The sequence below is a fragment of the Dietzia sp. IN118 genome (assembly GCF_032905965.1).
In the GTDB taxonomy this organism is placed as follows: domain Bacteria; phylum Actinomycetota; class Actinomycetes; order Mycobacteriales; family Mycobacteriaceae; genus Dietzia; species Dietzia kunjamensis.
In genome coordinates this window covers 422,931-442,382 of record NZ_JAUMSR010000001.1, presented here as the reverse complement: position 1 = coordinate 442,382, position 19,452 = coordinate 422,931, and the positions used below count along the sequence as shown (strand labels likewise).

The following is a 19,452-nucleotide window of genomic DNA, read 5'->3' as shown; positions in this document are numbered from 1 at the left end:
CTTCTCTCCACTACCGATCCCGGGCCCGTGACCCGAGACTCGTTCTATGTCCCATCTTATTGGAACCCCGGGGATCCGGGGCAACCGCCCGTCGGATCCGCCGCGCGGCGGCGACCAGATTGCGCAGGCTCGGCTCCAACTGCCAGGTGTAACGGCTCTTGAGCCCCCCGTCCGGCACCGCCCACACGCGGTCCACCCCCACCGCGTCCACCGCCCGGAGCAGCCTCGAGTGCAGCAGGTCGATGTCCGGGACGAACCCCGACCGTGACTCGTACACCCCGGGCGCGACCTGACGGGTCAGGGTGTGATCCTCCAGGGCCTCCAGTACCCACTCGATCGACCGCGTCGCGACGATCGCGGTGACGTCGGCGTCGAGTCCCTCGATCGCCGCCCTCATCTCCCGCAAAGACGAGTAGGTGAGGTGCGTGTGGATCTGGGTGTCCGGTCGCGTCCCGGCCGAGGCCAGGCGGAAGGTGCCCACCGCCCAGTCGAGGTACGCGCGTCGGTCCGCGCCGCGGCGCGGCAGGAGTTCCCGGATGGCGGGTTCGTCGATCTGGATGATCGCCGTCCCCGCCGCCTCCAGGTCCGCCACCTCGTCGCGCACCACCAGCGCGAGCTGCGTGGCGACCTCGGGCAGTGCCAGGTCCGTGCGGCAGAAGGACCGCGCGAGCATCGTCACCGGGCCGGTGACCATCCCCTTCACCGGCCGGTCGGTCAGCGACTGCGCGTACCCGGTCCACTCCACGGTCATCGGCGCGGGTCGGGCCACGTCGCCGTACAGGATCGGCGGCCGCACACAGCGCGAGCCGTAGGACTGCACCCAGCCGCTGCGGGTGGCGGCGAACCCGTCGAGGAGTTCGGCGAAGTACTGCACCATGTCGTTGCGCTCGACCTCGCCGTGCACCAGCACGTCCAGGCCGATGTCCTCCTGCAGCCGGATCACCGAGGCGATCTCGGCGCGCAGGTAGTCGCAGTACCTGTCGTAGTCGATCCGCCCGTCCGCCAGGTCCCTGCGGGCACGCCGGATCTCCCGCGTCTGCGGGAACGAGCCCAGCGTCGCTGTCGGCAGCGTGGGCAGTCCGAGCCGGTCGGCCTGCCGGGCAGCCCGCTCGGCGTAGGGGACGCGGACCTTGTCGTCGTCGTCGACCCGGGCGGTCCTCGCCCGCACGTCGTCGCGGCGCGCGCTGGGCAGTACCGGCAACCGGCGCCAGCGCGGTGTGGGGCCGTCGACCAGGGCGTGCGCGAGCGAGACCACCTCGGCGACCTTCTGCTCGGCGAACGCCAGTGAGTCCGCGAGCTCGGCGGGCAGGTCGGTCTCGGCGGCCACGTCGTACGGCACGTGCAGCAGCGTGCACGAGGTCGACACCACCACGTCCGGGAAGACGGCCTTCAGGTCACGCAGGTAGTCCAGGGTGGCGAACTTGTCGGTGCGCCACACGTTCTGGCCGTCCACGACACCGGCGTAGAGACGCTTGCCGCGCAGCCCCGGCACGGCCGCGAGGTCCGCCGCCGACCGCCGCCCGTACACGAGGTCCAGGCCGATCGCCTCGATGCCGGTGGCCGCCAGCGCCGACAGCGCCTCCCCCAGGTCGCCGTACTGCCCCGTCACCAGGATGCGCGGTCGCGTCGTCACGGCCGCCAGCCGGTCGTAGGCACGGCGCAACGCCGCGATCTCGTCGGCGGTGCGTTCCATCGTCATGCACGGCTCGTCGAACTGCACGCACGTCACGCCGGCTCCGGCCAGGACGCCCAGCAGCGCCTCGTACTCCGTGAGCAGGCGGTCGAGCAGGTCGATCGGCGCGAATCCCGGCGCGGCGTCGGGCGCCGCCTTGCTCAGCAGCAGCAGCGAGACCGGGCCGGTGACGACGGGCCTGATCTCGAACCCCTGCTCCCGCGCCCGCGCCACCTCCGCGAGCAGCTCGTCCGGCCGCAGCCCCAGCTCGGAGGACTCGTCGAACTCCGGCTGGCGGTACAGGTAGGAGGTGCCCTGCAGCGGGACGAGTTCGAGCGGCGGCACGTTGGCGCGGCCGCGGGCGAGCGCGAAGACGGTGTCGACGGGGCCGAGGTCGCGGACGAGCTCGCGGAACCGCGCGGGGACCGCGCCCACGAGCAGGGCGTCGTCGAGGATGTGGTCGTAGAAGGAGAAAGTGTTGCCGGGGATCTGCGTGATGCCCGTGGCGCGCAGATCGTCCCACGTGGCGTCGCGGAGTCTGCGGCCGGTGGCGAGCAGCTCGGCCCGGGTCCCGTCACCGTGCCAGTACCGTTCGAGGGCGCGTTTGAGCTCGCGGCGCGGGCCGATGCGCGGGTACCCGAGGACGGACGAGGCGCGGGTGGGTTCGAGGTGCGGCGGCGTGGGCGACGACGGTGGCTGTGACGACGGCCGCGGCGGTGACTGTGACGACGACGACGACATGATCTCAGCGCGCGGCGCGTGCCATCGCCCGCGGCGCGTCATAGCGGTAGAAACCGTGGCCGCTCTTCTTGCCGAGCCTGCCCGCCTCGACCATCCGCAACAACAGCGGCGGCGGCGAGTACAGCGGCTCGGCGAACTCGGTGTACATCGAGTCGGCGATCGCCTTGATGGTGTCCAGACCGACGAGGTCTGCCAGGGTGAGCGGCCCCATGGGGTGGGCGCAGCCCAGGACCATGGCCTTGTCGATGTCCTCCGGGGTGGCGAACCCGGACTCGGCCATCCGGATGGCGGAGAGCAGGTATGGCACGAGCAGGGCGTTGACCACGGCCCCGGCGCGGTCGGCGGAGTGGACGACCTGTTTGCCCAGGACCTGCTCGGCGAACGCCTGTGCCCTGTCCCGGGCCGCGGCCCCGGTCTCGAGGGTGCTCACCAGCTCGACGAGCGGGAGCACGGGAACCGGGTTGAAGAAGTGCATACCGATCACGCGCTCGGGCCGGGCGGTACACGTGCCGAGCTTCATGATGGGGATCGACGAGGTGTTGGAGGCCAGGACGGCGTCGGGGTCGGTGACGACCGCGTCGAGTTCGCGGAACACGGCGGTCTTGGCGTCGGTGTCCTCGACGATCGCCTCGATGACCAGCTGCCGGTCGACGAAGTCGCCGAGGTCGGTGGTGAAACGCAACCGCAGGGCGGCCTGCTCACGCTCGCGGGCGGTGATCTTGCCGGAGGACACTCCCCGGTCCAGGGAGTCGAGGATGCGGGCGCGGCCGCTGGTGGTCAGCTCCCGGGTGGACTCCCAGACGAGGACGTCGAGATGCGCGCGGGCGCACACCTCGGCGACGCCGGCGCCCATCTGTCCGGCGCCCACCACGCCGACGCGGGTGATCCGCCCCGGGTCGGCGCCGTCGCGGGAGCTGTTCATCTGTCCAGGGTCCTTCGGGAGGAGGGAACTTGAGGGTGGAGACACCACCGGGGGCCGGGCCGCCTCGTCGAGACGGCCGCGGCCCCCGGTGTGTTCACGCTGTTACTGCGTCGACCGTGTGGGGTCGACCGGTGGTCAGTGGAACTGACCCTCCTCGGTGGAGCCCTTCAGCGCCGCGGTGGACGTGTTGGGGTCGACCGTGGTGGCGATGCGGTCGAAGTAACCGGCGCCGACCTCGCGCTGGTGCTTGACGGCGGTGAAGCCACGCTCCTCGGCGGCCTTGAACTCGCGCTGCTGCAGCTCGACGAACGCCGTCATCTGGTTGCGGGCGTAGCCGTGGGCCAGATCGAACATGCCGTAGTTGAGCGAGTGGAAACCGGCCAGGGTGATGAACTGGAACTTGAAGCCCATCGCGCCGAGCTCCTTCTGGAACTTGGCGATGGTCTCGTCGTCCAGGTTCGCCTTCCAGTTGAAGGAGGGCGAGCAGTTGTAGGCCAGCAGCTGGTCCGGGAACTCGGCCTTGACGCCCTCGGCGAACTTCTTGGCGTACTCGAGATCCGGGGTGCCGGTCTCCATCCAGATCATGTCGGCGAACGGGGCGTAGGCCTTCGCACGCTCGATGCACGGCTCGATGCCGTTCTTGACGTGGTAGAAGCCCTCGGCGGTGCGCTCACCGGTGATGAACGGGCGGTCACGCTCGTCCACATCGGAGGTGATGAGGGTCGCGGCCTCGGCGTCGGTGCGCGCGATGATCACGGACGGCACGTTGGCGACGTCCGAGGCGAGGCGGGCCGAGGTCAGGGTGCGGATGTGCTGGTTGGTCGGGATCAGCACCTTGCCACCGAGGTGGCCGCACTTCTTCTCCGACGCGAGCTGGTCCTCCCAGTGCACACCGGCGGCACCGGCGTTGATCATGGCCTTCTGCAGCTCGTAGGCGTTCAGGGCGCCACCGAAGCCGGCCTCGGCGTCGGCCACGATCGGGGCGAGCCAGTTCTCGACCGAGGTGTCGCCCTCGATGCGGGCGATCTCGTCGGCACGCAGCAGTGCGTTGTTGATGCGGCGGACAACGGTCGGGACCGAGTTGGCCGGGTACAGCGACTGGTCCGGGTAGGTGTGGCCCGAGAGGTTGGCGTCGCCGGCGACCTGCCAGCCGGAGAGGTACACGGCCTCGAGGCCGGCACGGATCTGCTGGACGGCCTGGTTACCCGTCAGGGCGCCGAGGGAGTTGACGAAGTCCTTGTTGTTGACCTTGTCCCAGAGGATCTCCGCGCCACGACGGGCGAGGGTGTGCTCCTCGACGACGGTGCCCTGCAGCTCCGCGACCTGCTCGGCCGTGTAGTTGCGGGTGATGCCCTTCCAGCGGGGGTTGGTGTCCCAGTCCTGCTGGATCTCTTCAGCGGTACGTGCCTTGCCGATGTTCGACATCGCGACTCTTTTCTGTCTCGGGGGCGGGTCCGGATTCGCACTCTTGCGAGTTACGGCCCCTTACGCCAGACACAATGCCACATGGCAGGCAGCGCGTCTACCTGCGACAAGTGCGAATGTGGCGAGTTTCTTTGCCTTCTTTGCAAAGTTTGCGAAGATTGTGGGGCTCGCCACGGACCTCGGAGGGAAAGCCGATGACGGCCTCACATATGGGATCGCGACTCCGCCGACTGCGCGAGGAGAACGGCCTGACCCAGGCCGCCTTCGCGCAGTCGCTCGGCTTGTCGTCGTCGTACCTCAACCAACTCGAGAAGGACGCCCGCCCCGTCACCTCCCGGGTCCTGGTGAAGATCTCCGAGGTCTACGGCGTGGACTCCGCGTTCTTCGCCTCGGACTCGGACACCCGGCTCATCGCGGCGGTCACCGAGGCGCTCACCGACACGCAGCTCTCCGCCGAGGTCCCGGCCGCCGAGGTGGTCGACCTCGTCCGCGCGCACCCGGCACTCGCCCGTGCCTTCATGCTCCTGCACCAGCGCTACCGCAACTCCGCGGATCTGCTCGCGGCGCTGACCGAGACCCGCAACGTCCCGGACAGCTCGGTCGACCGCTCGGTGCTGTCCATGCCGCACGAGGAGGTGCGGGACTACTTCTACCAACGGCAGAACTACATCGACTCCCTCGACACCGCCGCCGAGGATCTCACCACCCGCATCCGGCTCAACCGCGGCGACGTCCGCGCCGAGCTCGAACACCGCCTGGCCGAGGCCCACGGGGTCCGCATCGTCCGCCGCGTCGACCTGCCCGACGGGCTGTGGCACCGCTATTCCACCGAGGACCGTCGTCTCGACCTGTCCGCCCACCTCACGCCCGGTCAGCAGGCGTTCCGCGTGGCCTCCGAGCTGGCCTTCCTCGAGCACCGCGACCTGCTCGACAGTCTCGTCGAGGAGGGCTCGTTCGGCTCCCCCGCCGCCGTCGCGCTCGCGCTGCGCGGCCTGGCCAGCTACTTCGCCGCCGCCGTGCTCATGCCCTACCAGCGCTTCCTCGACACCGCCGAGGACTTCCGCTACGACGTGGAGCGGCTCATGGCCTTCCACGCCACCGGCTACGAGACGGTGTGTCACCGCCTGTCGACCCTGCAGCGACCGGGCGCGGCCGGGGTGCCGTTCAGCTTCGTGCGCGTCGACCGCGCCGGCAACATGTCCAAGCGGCAGTCCGCGACCGGGTTCCACTTCACGACCTCCGGTGGCACGTGCCCGCTGTGGAACATCTACGAGTCGTTCTCGTTCCCCGGCAAGATCATGCGGCAGGTCGCGCAGATGCCCGACGGCCGCCTCCACCTGTGGGTCTCGCGCACCGTCACCACCCGTCCGATGCGTTTCGGCCAGCCGCGCAAGACGTTCGCCATCGGCCTGGGCTGCGAGGCCCGCCACGCCCACCGGACCGTGTACGCGCAGGGCCTCGACCTCGACGACGTCGACGCCGCCACCAAGATCGGCTCCGGCTGCCGCATGTGCGACCGCCCCGCGTGCCCGCAGCGGGCCTTCCCGCCGCTCAACCACGCGCTGCGGGTGGACGCCCACCGGTCCTCGCTCTCGCCGTATCTCCTCGACCAACCGTCCGCCCCCGGCGGGACCGCTGGCCTACCCTGACGGCCATGAGCCAGCCCCACGAGAGCAGCGACAGCCACGACGGCACCGCCGCGCAGGTCCCCCGCATCCGGCCCGGCGGCTTCCGGGAGCTCGGCCCGTTCGGCTGGGCCGTCAACCGGCTCGGTGCACGCGTCACCGGCTCGCGCGACGTGAACCTCTTCGCCACCCTCGGCCACGCCCGCCGGCTCTTCCCCGCGTGGCTCGCCTACTCCGGGATGATGATGCCGTTCGGCGTACTGGACCGCCGCACCACCGAGCTGGTCATCCTGCGCGTCGCGCACCTGCGGGGCAGCGCGTACGAGCGGACCCACCACGAGCGGATCGGCGCGGGCGTGGGTCTCGACGACGACGAGATCACCCGCACGACAGCCGACCCCGCCACCGCCGGGTGGCCGAACCGGCTGCGTGTGCTGTTGACCGCAGTCGACGAGCTGGTGCTGACCAAGGACATCTCCGCCGACACGTGGGCCGGGCTCTCGTCGCACCTCGGCTCGTCCGAACTGGTGGGGCTGGTGCAGTTGGTGGCGCAGTACGACGGGTTGGCCACGTCGCTGCACGCCCTCCGGGTCCAGCCGGACCGCCCCCGCTGACCCGCCGCGCCTGACCCCGCCGCGGCCTGCTCCACCCCGCGGCCTGCTCCACCCCGCGGCTCCCGCGATCCGCCCCCCGGATCACGGTTCGCCCTCCGGCCCCGGGGCGCGGGTTGGATTCCGAGGGGCGGATCGGGCCTCAGCGGGGTTCGTGCGCCCGCCGGGCCGGAGCGGCGGGGCGGCTCAGCCCGCGTCGCTGCAGGGCAGGCAGACGCGAGCCCGGGCATCGAGCTCCATCGACATCGTCCGCCCCGCCGGCACGGTCACCGGCTGGCCCTGGACCGAGCACGCGAAATCGGCGCCGTTGAGGTTCTCGATGGTGATCTCCGTGTGCGTGCACCGCACCCGCACGTGCGTACCCCGCACCGTCAACCGGAAGGTCAGTCCCGTCCACTCCGCGGGCACCCGCGGGTCGAACGAGATCTCACCCCGGTAGTCGCGCATCCCGCCGAACCCGCTGACGAGGGCCGACCACACCCCGCCGGTGGAGGCCACGTGGATGCCGTCGGCGGCGTTGCCGTGCACGTCGGCCAGATCCACCACGAGCGCCTTGGAGAAGTGCTCGAAGGCCTCGTCGCAGTAGCCGATCTCGGCGGCGATGATCGACTGGACCACGGCCGACAACGTCGAGTCGCCGGTGGTCAACGGGTCGTAGTACTCGAAGTTCGCCCGCTTCTCCTCCTCGGTGAACTCGTCTCCGCGCAGGAACATCGCCAGCACCACGTCCGCCTGCTTGAGGACCTGGTGCCGGTAGATCACCAGCGGGTGGAAGTGCAGGAGCAGCGGCCGGCGGGGATCCTCGAGGTCCTGGTCCCAGACCTCCTTCGCGAGGAAGTCCTGGTCCTGAGGATGGACCTTCAGATCCTCGTCGAACGCGATCACCATGTTCTCGGCGGCACGCCGCCATTCGCTGGTCTCGTCGTCGCGCAGCTTGAGCCGCCGGCAGACGGCCTCCCACTGGCCGTCACCCAACGCCGCGATCCGCTTGCAGGCGATCGCGGCGGCCACGAGGTTGAACCGGGCCATGGCGTTGGTGAACAGGTTGTTGTCCACGACGGTCGTGTACTCGTCCGGCCCGGTCACGCCGTGGATGTGGAACATGCCGTCGCCGTCGAAGAAACCGAGCGAGACCCACATCCGCGCGGTCTCGACCAGCACGTCCACGCCCTCGCGGATCATGAAGTCCTGGTCCTCGGTGGCCCACATGTACTTGACCATGGCGTGCGCGATGTCGGCGTTGATGTGGTACTGGGCGGTGCCGGCCTCGTAGTAGGCCGACGCCTCCTCACCGTTGATGGTCCGCCACGGGTAGAGGGCGCCGTTCACGGAGAGGTATTTGGCCCGGTTCCGCGCCTTGTCGAGCATGTTGTAACGGAAGCGCAGGGCGTTACGCGCGAACCGCGGCATGGTGTACGTCAGGAACGGCAGGACGTACGTCTCGGTGTCCCAGAAGTAGTGGCCGGAGTAGCCACTACCGGTGACGCCCTTGGCGGCGATGCCGTTGTACTCGGCCCGTGCCGAGGCCTGGGCCAGCTGGAAGAGGTTGAACCGGATGGCCTGCTGCGTCTCCGCGGGGCCCTCCACCTCGACGTCGGCACGATCCCAGAAGTGGTCGTACCAGTCCCGCTGGGTGCGGTGCAGGTCCTCGACCCCGCGCACGCGGGCCCGTCCCAGGGTGCGCGAGCACCGGTCCGCCAGCTCGCTCGCGGGAACCACCTCGGAGGTGTGGTACGCGGCCAGTTTGGTCAGCTTGAGTACCCGTCCCGGCGTGACGTGGGCGTGGTAGACGATCTTCGAGGAGTCGTCGTCGATCTCGTGGCTCATGGCCACGTCGTCCTCGGTCTCGAGCAGGTGGTCCACGGCGACGGCGATCGTCATGCCCGAGTTGGTGCACCGGTACCCGTGCACGTGGTACCCGCCCTGGTCCTCGGTGACCTGGGGCTCGAGCACCCGGTGCTCGAGTCCCTCGGCGCGGCGGGGGTCGAAGCCCTCTGCCGGGGCGCCGTCGTCCGCGGCGGAGCTGTATTCGTCCTCGCCGTCCTGCCGATTGAGGACCTGCGAGGAGATCACCACGGGGGCGGGCTCGTCCGGGAGCTCGATCTCGTACGTCATCACCGCGAGGTGCTTCTCCACCATCGACACCATCCGGCTGGTGCGGATGACGACCTTCTTCCCGGCGGGGGTGCGCCACACGATCTCCCGACGCAGCACCCCGTCCCGGAAGTCGATGCTGCGCTCGTAGTGTTCGAGGTCGGCCACGGATAGCCGGAGCGGTTCGTCGTCGACGTAGATGCGGATGGTCTTGGTGTCGGGGGCCTGGATCATCGTCTGGCCCTCGCGGGCGAGCCCGTAGGCGTCCTCGGCGTGCTGGATGTGCCACGTCTCGTGGAAGCCGTTGACGAAGGTGCCGTGCTGGGCGGAGTCGCGCCCCTCCTCCGGGTTGCCACGCATGCCCAGGTAGCCGTTCGCCACCGCGAACTGCGTCTCGGACACCCCGAGCGGCGACGCGTTCGGACGGGTCTCGACCCAACGCCACGGGTCGGCGGGGTGGGTGGAGCGGTTGATCTCGGGGACCTCGAGGTGGCTCCGGAGGTTCACGCCGTAGGTGGTGCGGATGTTGCCGGGCACGGACTCGCCGACGGTGTCGTGGACCGGTCCTCGGGAGAAGGGGATACGGGTCACCGGTTCGCCTCCGTCAGTCCGGGGATGAGCTCGGCCAGGTCGACGACGACGAGGTCGGCGCCCTCCGCGAGCAGGGTCTCACGCCCGGCTCCGCGGTCCACACCGACCACGCGCGCGAACCCGCCGGCGGCGCCGGCCTGCACGCCGGGGACGGCGTCCTCGATCACCACGCAGCGGTCCGCGGGTACACCGAGCAGCTCGGCGCCCCGCAGGTACGTGTCGGGGCGGGGCTTGCCGGGGATCCCCTCGGCGGCGGCGACCAGCCCGTCGACGATCACCTCGAACCGGTCCCGCAGTCCGGCCGCGGTGAGCACGGCCTCGGCGTTCTTGGAACTGGAGACCACGCAGGAGGCGATGCCGGCGGCGTCGAGGGCGTCGAGGTAGGCCACCGACCCGGGGTAGGCCTCGATGCCCTCGTCGAGCAGCTCACGGAAGATCACGTTCTTGCGCAGACCGAGCCCGTGGATCGTGTCCGCGTCGGGACCGGCCTCGTCGTCGTCGTCGCCCTCGGGCAGGGTGAGGCCCCGCGCGGCGAGCATCGACGCGATGCCCTCGACCCGCGGCTTGCCGTCTATGTAGCGGAAGTAGTCCTCATCCGAGTACGGGTCGATCCCCCGGGCGTCGAAGTAGGTGGTGAACATCCGATTCCACGCCTGCATGTGCTTCTCGGCCGTCGGGGTGATGACCCCGTCGAGGTCGAAGAGCACGGCGTCCACACCGTCATGGTCCATAGCGTTGTCCTATTTCCGGGTCGGTTTGACGGGTCGGGGTGTTCGTCCGGGTGCCGATCGAGCTCGTCCGGCGACGGACCAAGGCTAGTCCCACCCGGCGATTTCCACTGCTTCCCCCCGCCCGGGCGCCGCCCCCGACTTCGGGCCCCCGGGGCGGTCGGCGTCGATCACCGGGCGGCGGCGCGCGCGGCCTTGATGCACAGAACCGACGGGCCCGGTGGCACTATGAGGGGTAACCGAATGACAAAGGAGAGAGATGCGCCTCCGCACCAGCACCCCCCGCCGCGTCGCGATCGCCGGTCTCGCGCTGGCCACCGCGGCTGCTCTCACGGCCTGTTCGTCGGACGAGGAGAACCCCCGGGGCGGCGAGCCCGCGAGCGAGACCCAGACCTCGGAGACCGCGGCGCAGTCCGCCCCGCAGGCGCCCGTGGAGGAACTCGTCCTGGCGGAGGGCGAGGCGCCCGGTGGTGGCGTCGTCCAGGTCGTCGACCGTCAGCTGCTGCAGGAGGCGGTGGACAAGCTCGTCGCCGACCAGGGCCGCCAGCTCATGGAGGACCCGGCGTGCGACAAGGTCTCGCGCCTGGAGACCGTCTCCAACCACGCCACCACCGATGGGGTGACCGCCGCCGTCCGCTACAAGCAGTCGGAGGAGGACGAGACCGAGCACCGCTTCGGCATCGGCATGGTGGGCGAGCGGCTCGACGAGTTCATGGACCGCTCCCTCTACGAGGCGTGCACCACCTCGCGCAGCGCCGCCAACCCGAACGTCGAGCTGAAGATGACGGTCGCCGACGCCCCAGCCATCGACGGCACCGAGGGCTTCCGGGTCACCAGCGACTTCATCACGACGCAGCCGGACGGCACGCGCGCACTGAGCCGGGCCATCGCCATCCACGGCTTCGCCCGCGACACCACCGTGAGTGTCGAGTACGCGGCCCGCGGTGACGACCCGGCGGCGGACCCCGTCCTGCCGACCGCGGCCGGCGCCCTGGACGCGATCTACGTCGCGCAGATGGAGAAGATCCTCAACGCCGAGTAGTCGCCCGGCACACCGCGGCGGGCCCCCGTCGGGTGGCCCCCCGACGCCGGCGGACCCGGTGCCGGGCCCGCCGCAGGCTGTCAGAGGTTGATCATGTGGCCGCCGACGCCCTCGACGGCCTCCTTCATGGCCTCGGACAGGGTCGGGTGCGTGTGCACGTTGCGGGCGATGTCCTCGGCGGTGAGGTCCCACATCTGCGCCAGGGTCAGCTCGGGCAGCAGTTCGGAGACGTCGGGGCCGATGAGGTGGGCGCCCAGCAGCTCGCCGTGCGTGCCGTCGGCGACGACCTTGACGAACCCGGTCGCGTGACCGAGCCCGTGGGCCTTGCCGTTGGCCGAGAACGGGAACTTGCCGACCTTGACGTCGTAGCCCTCGTCCTTCGCCTGGGCCTCGGTCAGCCCGAACGAGGCGACCTGCGGCTGGCAGAAGGTGGCGCGCGGCATCATGCGGTAGTCGCCCAGCGTCTGGGTCTCGGCGCCGGCCATGGTCTCGGCCGCCACCACGCCCTGGGCTTCGGCGACGTGCGCCAGCTGCAGCTTGGCGGTGACGTCGCCGAGCGCGTAGATGCCGTCGACGTTGGTCCGCATGTTGTCGTCGATGTCGATCGCGCCGCGGTCGGTCAGCTCGACGCCGGTGTTCTCCAGCCCGTAGCCCTCGACCCGCGGGGCGAACCCGACGGCCATGAGCACCTTGTCGACGGTGACGGTCCGGGTGTCCTCACCGTCCTTGGACTCGATCTCCACCTCGACCGAATCGCCGTTGTCGCTGATCGACGTGGTCTTGTGGCCGGTGAGGAGCGTGATGCCGAGCTTCTTGTAGTGCTTGGCGATCTCCTTGGAGACCTCCTCGTCCTCGTTCGGCAGCAGCCGATCCATGAACTCGACGATCGTGACGTCGACGCCGTAGGCGTTCATCACGTACGCGAACTCCATGCCGATCGCCCCCGCGCCGACGACGACGATCGAGTCGGGCAGGTCGCGCGTGAGGATCTGTTCCTCGTAGCCCACCACGTTCTCGCTGAACTCGATCTCGGGAAGCGTCTTGACCACGGAACCGGTCGCGATGATGCAGTTGTCGAAGGTGTACTCGGTGCCGTCGACCTCGATCGTCTTGGCGTCGGTGAACTTCCCGAAGCCGTCGATCTCCGTGATCTTGTTCTTCTTCATGAGGAAGTGGACGCCCTTGACGATGCTGTCCGAGACCTTACGGCTGCGGTCGAACGCGGCGCCGAAGTCGAAGCTCACGTCCCCGGAGATACCGAAGAGCTTGCCGTCGCGCTGGACGGTGTTGGCCAGCTCCGCGTTGCGCAGGAGGGCCTTGGAGGGGATACATCCGACGTTGAGGCATACGCCGCCCCAGTACTTCTCCTCGACGACGGCCACCTTGAGGCCGAGCTGCGAGGCGCGGATGGCGGCGACGTAGCCACCGGGGCCCGCGCCGAGGACGATGAGATCGTAATGAGTGTCAGCCACGACACTCAGGGTAGCGCTCCCGGCGGCACCGGAACGGCGGAGCGGGCCGGAACTGCACCCGAAATGACCGACGCCGCCCCCTCCGTGTGGAGAAGGCGGCGCGACCGCTCGCGTGAGCGAGGATCAGGACAGGTTGCCCAGGACCGACTTGAGGGCGGTGGCGACCAGCTCGCCGATGGTCTCGGCGATCGTGTCAGTGATGTTGCCGGTGGCGCTGCCGCCGCTGAGGGAGCCGGACTCGCCGGAACCGGCGCTGAGGAGGTCGGTGATGGAACCCATTGTGTGTATCTCCGTTTATTGAAATGCACTCCCGCGTTGATCGGGAATGGCCGGGTCAGTCGACCTGCGGCTACGGAAGATGCTACCGACCTCACGAACGCGTAACAAGAGCCTGTGAACATCCGAGGTGGGTTTCGGTCTGTTCGCTTGATCACGTGCATCATCGAGGGCATGACCGACACCACGATCTCCGACCCGTTCCTCCACCTCGAGGCCGTCGACTCCCCCGAGGCGCTCGGATGGGTGCGTGAGCGCAGCGACCGGACGGTCGCAGATCTCGCCACCGGCGATCATGCCGAAGCCGCGCATTCCCGCGCCCTGGAGATCCTCGACGCCACCGACCGGATCGCGTGGCCGGTCCTGCGCGGCCGGTACGCCTACACGCTGTGGAAGGACGGTGACCACCCCCGCGGGCTGTGGCGCCGGGTGCCGTGGACCGTGCTGGCCGACGGGGCGCCGGGGGTCGACCACCCGGCCTGGGAGACGCTCGTGGACGTCGGGGCCCTCGCCGACGAGGAGGGCGTCAACTGGGTGTACTCCGGCACGGTCGTGCGTCGTCCCGTCGACGACCGGGCGCTCCTCCGGTTGTCCCGCGGGGGCGCGGACGCCGTGGAGGTCCGGGAGTTCGATCTGACCGAGCGCCGCTTCGTCACCGCCGGGGAGGGGGCGTTCCACCTGCCCGAGGCCAAGTGCTCGGTGTCCTGGGTGGACCGCGACACCGTGCTCCTCACCGCGCCGCTGGACCCGGACGGCTCCGACGCCACCGACTCGGGGTACGCGCGTGTGGTGCGGCTCTGGCGTCGCGGGACCGATCCCGCCCAGGCCCCGGTGATCTTCGAGGGCCGCACCGACGACGTCGCGGTGGGCGCCTCGCACGACCCCGTCACCGGGCGGTTCCTGGCCAGCCGGGCGCCCGACTTCCACACCTCGCAGGAGGTGTTCTGGACCCCGGGCACCGACCCCGCCTCCACCACCCCACTCGCGGTGCCCGTGCCCGAGGACTGTGACGTCACCTCGTGCGGCGACTGGCTCATGCTGCGCCCCCGCACCGATCTGGAGATCGCCGGCCGCTCCCACCCCGGTGGGTCGGTGCTCGTGGTGCCGTGGGCCGCCGTCGACGCCGAGCCGGGTCGGCTGCCGGAGCCCGTCGTGCTGTTCTCCCCCACCCCGTCCACGACCGTGGAGGACGTCACCTGGGGCCGCGGCCGGATCCTGCTCACCGTCCTCGACGACACCGAGTCGCGGATCGACGCGTTCTCCCTCCCCGACACCGCCGACGGCGAGTGGTCCCCGTTGCCCGTCGAGGGCCTGCCGGAGCACGTCTCGGTCGACGTGCTGTCCTGCGACCGGCTCTCCGGGATGGACGACGACCCGGTATCAGGAGCCGCACCCGGTTCAGCCGCACCCACCCACGCGGGCGAGCGCCCACACCCCGACGACGCGGTGCTCGCGGTCTCCGGGCCGGTCGTCCCGCCGTCGCTGGTCCTGCTCCGGGCGGACGGCAGCACCACCACCCTCGGCTCGACGCCGCACCGGTTCGACTCCTCCGGGATCGAGGTCACCCGCCACACCGCCGTGAGTGACGACGGCACCGAGGTGCCCTACACGGTCATGCGCGGGCCCGGCCCCGCCGGACCACGTCCGACCATCCTCTACGGCTACGGCGGGTTCGAGGTGTCCATGCGCCCCGCCTACGCCGCCCTCCGCGGCGCGCTCTGGCTCGAGGGGGGCGGGGTGTACGTCGTGGCGGGGATCCGCGGCGGCGGTGAGTACGGGCCGTCGTGGCACCGCGCCGCCGTACGGGACAAGCGTCCCCGGGCGTTCGAGGACTTCGCGTCCGTGGCCCGCGCCCTCGTCGAGGAGGGCGTGACGACCCGCGATCAGCTCGGGGCGACCGGCGGGTCCAACGGCGGCCTGCTCATGGGCGTCATGCTCACCCGCTATCCGGAGCTCTTCGGTGCCCTCGCGATCGCCGTGCCCCTGCTGGACATGAAGCGCTACCACCTGCTCCTGGCCGGAGCGTCGTGGATGGCCGAGTACGGGGACCCGGACTCCGCCGACTGGGACGACTTCCTGGGTGCCTACTCCCCGTACCAGCACATCCGGCCCGCCTCGGAGCTCCGCTACCCGCCGGTCCTCATGACCACCTCGACCCGGGACGACCGCGTCCATCCGGGCCACGCCCGCAAGATGACCGCCGCCCTGGAGGACGCGGGACACGAGGTCCGGTACTACGAGAACATCGAGGGCGGGCACGCCGGCGCCGCGGACAACTCCCAGGAGGCCCGGAAGGCGGTCCTCACCTACGAGTTCTTCAGGCGTCGACTACCTCGTCGTCGTCCCTACCAGGGGTGACGGCACCCAGCTCGCGGTCGATCCACGACAGCACCCGGGCGACCACCTCGGCGGGGCGGCGGGCCCACGCGTTGTGGCCCAGCGCCTCCGGCTCCAGCTCCAGCGTCGTCCGCGCCGAGGGAAGCATGGCCAGGAGGTTCCGCGCCGCGCCGGCCGGGGCCAGTGGGTCGTCGGCGATCGCCACCGCCAGCGCCGGCACGGTGACCCGCGCGAGGCCTGCCGGGTAGTCGAGGTCCGCCCGGGCCGGCTGCATGACGCCGCGCCCGGCGAGCCGGGACCAGTCGCGGACCCGGTCGGCCGGGATTCTCCCCTGCGCCCCGAAGAACTGGCCCGGCACGTGCCCGGACAGCCAGGCCAGCGTCGGGAGGATGACCGACGCGGCGCGAAGCTTGTGCCCGAAGGAGCCCGGGAAACCCCGGTGGAACGGTGACTGGGCGGCCACGGCGATCAGGCCCACGACCCGCGGGTCGTGGCGGGCGAGGTGGTAGACGCCGATCTGCGCGCCCATGCTGTGGCCCAGCAGCACGACGGACCGCGCGCCGAGACGCTGCTCCATCGCGTCCAACGCGAGCGGGACGTCCTCGGCGGCGCTCTCGTGGTAGCCGGCCGGGCCGCTGCGACGCCCGATGCGGTAGGTGCTCTCACCCTGACCGCGGAGCTCGGTGATGGCGACATCGACGCCCTCGGCCGCCAACGCGCGGGCGAGGGGGAGGTAGTACCGGGCGCCGACGGCGATGCCCGGCAGCACCAGGATCGCCGGCCGGCTCTCGTCCCGCCGAGCCGTCTCGACGATCAGCAGCGGACTCGTGCTGCCGTCCGAGTGCTGCAGCTCCACCCGCTGCGGGTCCTCCATTGTGGTCATGTGTACAGGATGCCGGACTACGCTCCGGTCTGCGCGGTCACCCCTGGATACGACGAACCCCGCACCACCGGTCGTCGGTGGTGCGGGGTTCGTGGAGGTCCGGGGCGGCGCCTGCGCCGCTCGGCATCAGGGGATCAGGCTCAGCCCCAGCTGGCACCCATGGCGCGACCCATCATCGGCCAGGACTGCTTGAGGTCGTCCTCCCAGTAGCCCCACGAGTGGGTGCCGTTGGGCGCGAAGTCGAAGTGGGCCGGGATGCCGAGCTCGCCGAAGCGGCGGGCGAGGTTGGCGGTGCAGTACTGGGTGGCCGCCTCGATGACGCCGCCGACGATCGCCTGGTTGGCCAGCGCCGGGATGCTGTTGCGCAGACGCCAGTTCTCGAGCGACTCGTGCGGCCCGGGCAGGCCGTTGCCGGTTGAGATAAACATCGCCGGGAGCTGGTTGTTCTTCATCTGCTCCTGGAAGCGGAAGGCACCCCAGACCGGGTCGTTGTCGAACCAGTTGTTGGTTCCCGTGCGGGGCTCGCCCGGGAAGGGGCCCCACATGTTGTCGAGGTTCGCACCGCCGCGCATGCCGGTGACGATGTTGATGAACTCATGACCGATCGGGGTGGACGTCTCGGCACAGCCCGAGTACGAGCCGATGGCCTGGAACCTGCCCGGGTGCTTCTGTGCGATGGTCAGGACCGAAGTGGCGGTCATCGAGATCGCGGCGAGGCCACGCTTGCGGCCCTCGTAGTTGCCGCCGTAGCGGCCCTCGAAGAGATTCGGGAGCTCCTCGGCGAGGTAGGTCTCGAACGCCATCGGGCGATCCGTCTCGCGGGCGAAGCGAGTCTGGACGTTGGGATCGTGACGCTGCCAGTCCGTGTAGTAGGAGAAGGCGCCGCCGATCGGGGTGACGGTCCACGCGTCCTTGTCGGACATGAATTTCTTGACGTCGGACTGCGCCTGCCAGGTGGCCGAGTCCTCGCCGCCGCCGGCGCCGTTGATCAGGTACAGCACCGGGGCCCCGGCGTTGCCGTCACGCGGCGGCTGGACGATGTTGGGGACCTCGATCGCCATCTTGTCCGACCACACCGAGACGATCATGCGGCCGTCGGGCAGCTTGCTCTCGACGACCTTGTTCGCGGCCGTGGCCTTGGTGTACTGGATGCTTCCGCCTTGGGCCTGGGCCGTGCCCGTGGCGACGACGGGGACCATGGCCGCAGCGAGGGCCGCTGTCGCGACCTTCGTGCCGAACCGCTTCACTGAACGCATATTTCGACGCCTTACATTCTCGTTGTTCACAGACGGACCCGGGCATTCCTGCGGAAACGCTAACCCGATTCCCAGTAGTCACACAAGTCCCACTAGGCACATTAGTACCACGATTGCGTCCGCAGGTCGTGCGTACTGCATCCGCGGGGCACGCTCCGAGGCTCCCACAGGCAGGTGAACCGAGGGAAACCGCGGAGCCGACCGGTGCGGCTCACGTCAATATCATCGACGGTGACCGGCGCCCCGTTACCGGTATGAACAAACTTATATCCCCCGATCTCCCACGGGGCAAGTACCGGCGACCGGCGGGGGTGCGAGGAAGGGCCCCGGACGCCAGTCCGGGGCCCTTCCGCGAGTCGGTGGACGACTCAGGCCATGAAGCCCTTGCCCAAGGCCTCCTGGAGGTCGCCACCGGCGAAGTAGCCGATGCCCTTGACCAGGTTGTTGACAGCGCCGAGCAGGCCGCCGGCGAGGTCGACGAGACCGTCCGGGCCGAGGACGCCGCCAACAGAACCGAGATCGATACCCATTACGTTCTCCTTAGAAGTGTGTGCAGTCCGATCGCTTCAGAGACCGGATCGAGAGGGGCTTTCCGCTCCTGCGCGGCGCGCGGGAGCGGGACCGTGGCGGCTTCGCCACGGGACTGAAGTCAATCTCAGTTTGTGGTGGTCTCCGCGGCGTCGCTGCTGAAGCCGGCCAGTTCCAGCGCGCCGTTGAGGCCGTCACCAGTCAGAGACCCGGTGAGGCTGACGACGCCATCGATAAGGTTCTTGACCGCGGAGAGCGCGGCGCTGATCGCGCTGAAGTCAGGCATGTGTTTCTCCCTTTGCTGTGATGTCGCCCCGACTCGTGGGGCCCTCGGTAAGGTTAACCTAAGTCGCGCTGATGTCAATCGTGACGCGCGTCTCAGGTTCGCCTCTTGACGCTGGCCAGGCACCTACTCTGGGCCCGTGTCCTAGGCTACTGTAGCCCACCAAGGCTTAAGAAGACTCATTAATCGAGCACCTTGCAGGGAATTTCTTTCATACGTCACCCGGAGGACGTCTGCCGTTGGCGAACGCCGTTCCGGCGTCAACCCCTGTTCACCCTCGAGGGCACCGCGGGCGCGGTTCTCACCCCGTCGCGCGCCCCTCCGGCGACGTCGAAGCGGCCCGCGCGAAGGAGAGTCGCGCGGGCCGCATCGGAACCGTCAGGGGCAGCGCCGCCCCGGACGGGGCTCGTGTCACTGCAGGAAGCCTCCTGTCAGCGCCTCCTGGAAGTCACCTCCGGTGAAGTACGCAAGGCCGGAGAACATGTCTCCGAACGCGCCGAGGAAGTCGTTGAGAAAGCCCAGTGCGCCACTGACGCCGGCAAGGGATCCGAACTCGGGGAAAGTCATCGTCTGCTCCTGGAGGTGTTCTGGTGTGTCGTGGGCGGGTCGTGACGGCTATTCGGCGCTGATGCTCGTGATCGCACCGATGAAGTCGTTGACCCCACCCTCGCCACCCAGGGACCCGGTGAAGAAGACGACGGCGCCGAGGATGTCGGTGATTCCGCCGAAGAGGTCGGACAGTTGACCGAAGTTAGGCATGGAGGTCTCCGTTCTCAGTGTGTACCGGCGCCCTCCGGGGCGCCTGACACAGACATTAGGGCGGCCGTTCAGCAGCCACCAGAGACGAAACCGTTCCTTAACCGCAGGTCACAGACGTTTTACGCGGAACGACCCACGTGACGATCCTGTTACGCGACCCAATGCCCCAGGAGAGCCCGATAAGAGCCGTGGCCCGCACCGGATCTC

General features: G+C 69.8%; 17 protein-coding genes. 4 read left to right on the top strand and 13 right to left on the bottom strand.

The genetic code is table 11. The features are described from left to right. Nucleotides 1-10: 10 nt before the first annotated feature. From metE to aceA, 3 genes are all read right to left on the bottom strand, one after another. Entirely contained in the window at nucleotides 11-2,413 is a 2,403-nt protein-coding gene (gene metE, locus Q2K20_RS02110) for a 5-methyltetrahydropteroyltriglutamate--homocysteine S-methyltransferase (RefSeq protein ID WP_317176595.1), read from the bottom strand. A gap of 4 nt (nucleotides 2,414-2,417) precedes the next feature. Then, nucleotides 2,418-3,335, bottom strand: a complete 918-nt coding sequence (locus tag Q2K20_RS02105; protein WP_067717132.1) for a 3-hydroxybutyryl-CoA dehydrogenase — start codon at nucleotides 3,333-3,335, stop codon at nucleotides 2,418-2,420. A gap of 135 nt (nucleotides 3,336-3,470) precedes the next feature. Next, entirely contained in the window at nucleotides 3,471-4,760 is a 1,290-nt protein-coding gene (gene aceA, locus Q2K20_RS02100; protein ID WP_067717135.1) for an isocitrate lyase, read from the bottom strand. Nucleotides 4,761-4,954: 194 nt separating this feature from the next. Here aceA and ramB point away from each other — a divergent pair, with 194 nt between their 5' ends. After that, entirely contained in the window at nucleotides 4,955-6,409 is a 1,455-nt protein-coding gene (ramB, locus tag Q2K20_RS02095) for an acetate metabolism transcriptional regulator RamB (RefSeq protein WP_159149093.1), read from the top strand. Nucleotides 6,410-6,414: 5 nt separating this feature from the next. After that, on the top strand, nucleotides 6,415-6,999 hold the full coding sequence (locus Q2K20_RS02090) for a carboxymuconolactone decarboxylase family protein (protein WP_159149092.1): 585 nt from the start codon (nucleotides 6,415-6,417) through the stop codon (nucleotides 6,997-6,999). Between the two features lie 183 nt (nucleotides 7,000-7,182). Here Q2K20_RS02090 and Q2K20_RS02085 read toward each other — a convergent pair whose 3' ends face one another. Both Q2K20_RS02085 and Q2K20_RS02080 read right to left on the bottom strand, forming a co-directional pair. Further along, the gene (locus Q2K20_RS02085) at nucleotides 7,183-9,681 is read right to left on the bottom strand and encodes a glycoside hydrolase family 65 protein (protein WP_132062522.1); all 2,499 of its coding nucleotides are present in this window, start codon (nucleotides 9,679-9,681) and stop codon (nucleotides 7,183-7,185) included. Further along, nucleotides 9,678-10,412: an HAD family hydrolase gene (locus Q2K20_RS02080; RefSeq protein WP_182633957.1), complete on the bottom strand. Its 735-nt coding sequence runs from the start codon at nucleotides 10,410-10,412 to the stop codon at nucleotides 9,678-9,680. The genes Q2K20_RS02085 and Q2K20_RS02080 overlap by 4 nt, the downstream gene beginning before the upstream one ends. 256 nt (nucleotides 10,413-10,668) lie before the next feature. Here Q2K20_RS02080 and Q2K20_RS02075 point away from each other — a divergent pair, with 256 nt between their 5' ends. Next, nucleotides 10,669-11,451 carry a hypothetical protein gene (locus tag Q2K20_RS02075; RefSeq protein ID WP_067719249.1) on the top strand — a complete coding sequence of 261 codons (783 nt, stop codon included), beginning with the start codon at nucleotides 10,669-10,671 and terminating at the stop codon, nucleotides 11,449-11,451. A gap of 80 nt (nucleotides 11,452-11,531) precedes the next feature. Here the strand turns inward: Q2K20_RS02075 and lpdA are convergent, their stop codons facing one another. Together lpdA and Q2K20_RS02065 are read right to left on the bottom strand one after the other, a co-directional pair. Continuing rightward, on the bottom strand, nucleotides 11,532-12,923 hold the full coding sequence (lpdA, locus tag Q2K20_RS02070; protein WP_317176594.1) for a dihydrolipoyl dehydrogenase: 1,392 nt from the start codon (nucleotides 12,921-12,923) through the stop codon (nucleotides 11,532-11,534). A 123-nt stretch (nucleotides 12,924-13,046) separates the two neighbouring features. Continuing rightward, nucleotides 13,047-13,202, bottom strand: a complete 156-nt coding sequence (locus Q2K20_RS02065; protein ID WP_173674796.1) for a hypothetical protein — start codon at nucleotides 13,200-13,202, stop codon at nucleotides 13,047-13,049. A 171-nt stretch (nucleotides 13,203-13,373) separates the two neighbouring features. On the opposite strand from Q2K20_RS02065, the gene Q2K20_RS02060 reads away from it, so the two are divergent. Continuing rightward, nucleotides 13,374-15,557 (top strand): prolyl oligopeptidase family serine peptidase, encoded by a 2,184-nt coding sequence (locus tag Q2K20_RS02060; protein ID WP_317176593.1) that lies wholly within the window; start codon nucleotides 13,374-13,376, stop codon nucleotides 15,555-15,557. On the opposite strand, the gene Q2K20_RS02055 is transcribed toward Q2K20_RS02060, so the two are convergent. From Q2K20_RS02055 to Q2K20_RS02030, 6 genes are all read right to left on the bottom strand, one after another. After that, a complete protein-coding gene (locus Q2K20_RS02055; protein WP_317176592.1) occupies nucleotides 15,517-16,419 on the bottom strand; it encodes an alpha/beta fold hydrolase in 903 nt (300 codons plus the stop codon). The genes Q2K20_RS02060 and Q2K20_RS02055 overlap by 41 nt on opposite strands. 140 nt (nucleotides 16,420-16,559) lie before the next feature. Beyond that, the gene (locus tag Q2K20_RS02050; RefSeq protein ID WP_317176591.1) at nucleotides 16,560-17,675 is read right to left on the bottom strand and encodes an alpha/beta hydrolase family protein; all 1,116 of its coding nucleotides are present in this window, start codon (nucleotides 17,673-17,675) and stop codon (nucleotides 16,560-16,562) included. A gap of 368 nt (nucleotides 17,676-18,043) precedes the next feature. Further along, nucleotides 18,044-18,205, bottom strand: a complete 162-nt coding sequence (locus tag Q2K20_RS02045; RefSeq protein ID WP_317176590.1) for a hypothetical protein — start codon at nucleotides 18,203-18,205, stop codon at nucleotides 18,044-18,046. Between the two features lie 125 nt (nucleotides 18,206-18,330). Next, on the bottom strand, nucleotides 18,331-18,489 hold the full coding sequence (locus Q2K20_RS02040; RefSeq protein ID WP_317176589.1) for a hypothetical protein: 159 nt from the start codon (nucleotides 18,487-18,489) through the stop codon (nucleotides 18,331-18,333). 408 nt (nucleotides 18,490-18,897) lie between these two features. Next, nucleotides 18,898-19,053 carry a hypothetical protein gene (locus tag Q2K20_RS02035; RefSeq protein WP_167507209.1) on the bottom strand — a complete coding sequence of 52 codons (156 nt, stop codon included), beginning with the start codon at nucleotides 19,051-19,053 and terminating at the stop codon, nucleotides 18,898-18,900. A 48-nt stretch (nucleotides 19,054-19,101) separates the two neighbouring features. After that, a complete protein-coding gene (locus tag Q2K20_RS02030) occupies nucleotides 19,102-19,245 on the bottom strand; it encodes a hypothetical protein (RefSeq protein WP_167457909.1) in 144 nt (47 codons plus the stop codon). Between the last annotated feature and the right edge of the window lie 207 nt (nucleotides 19,246-19,452).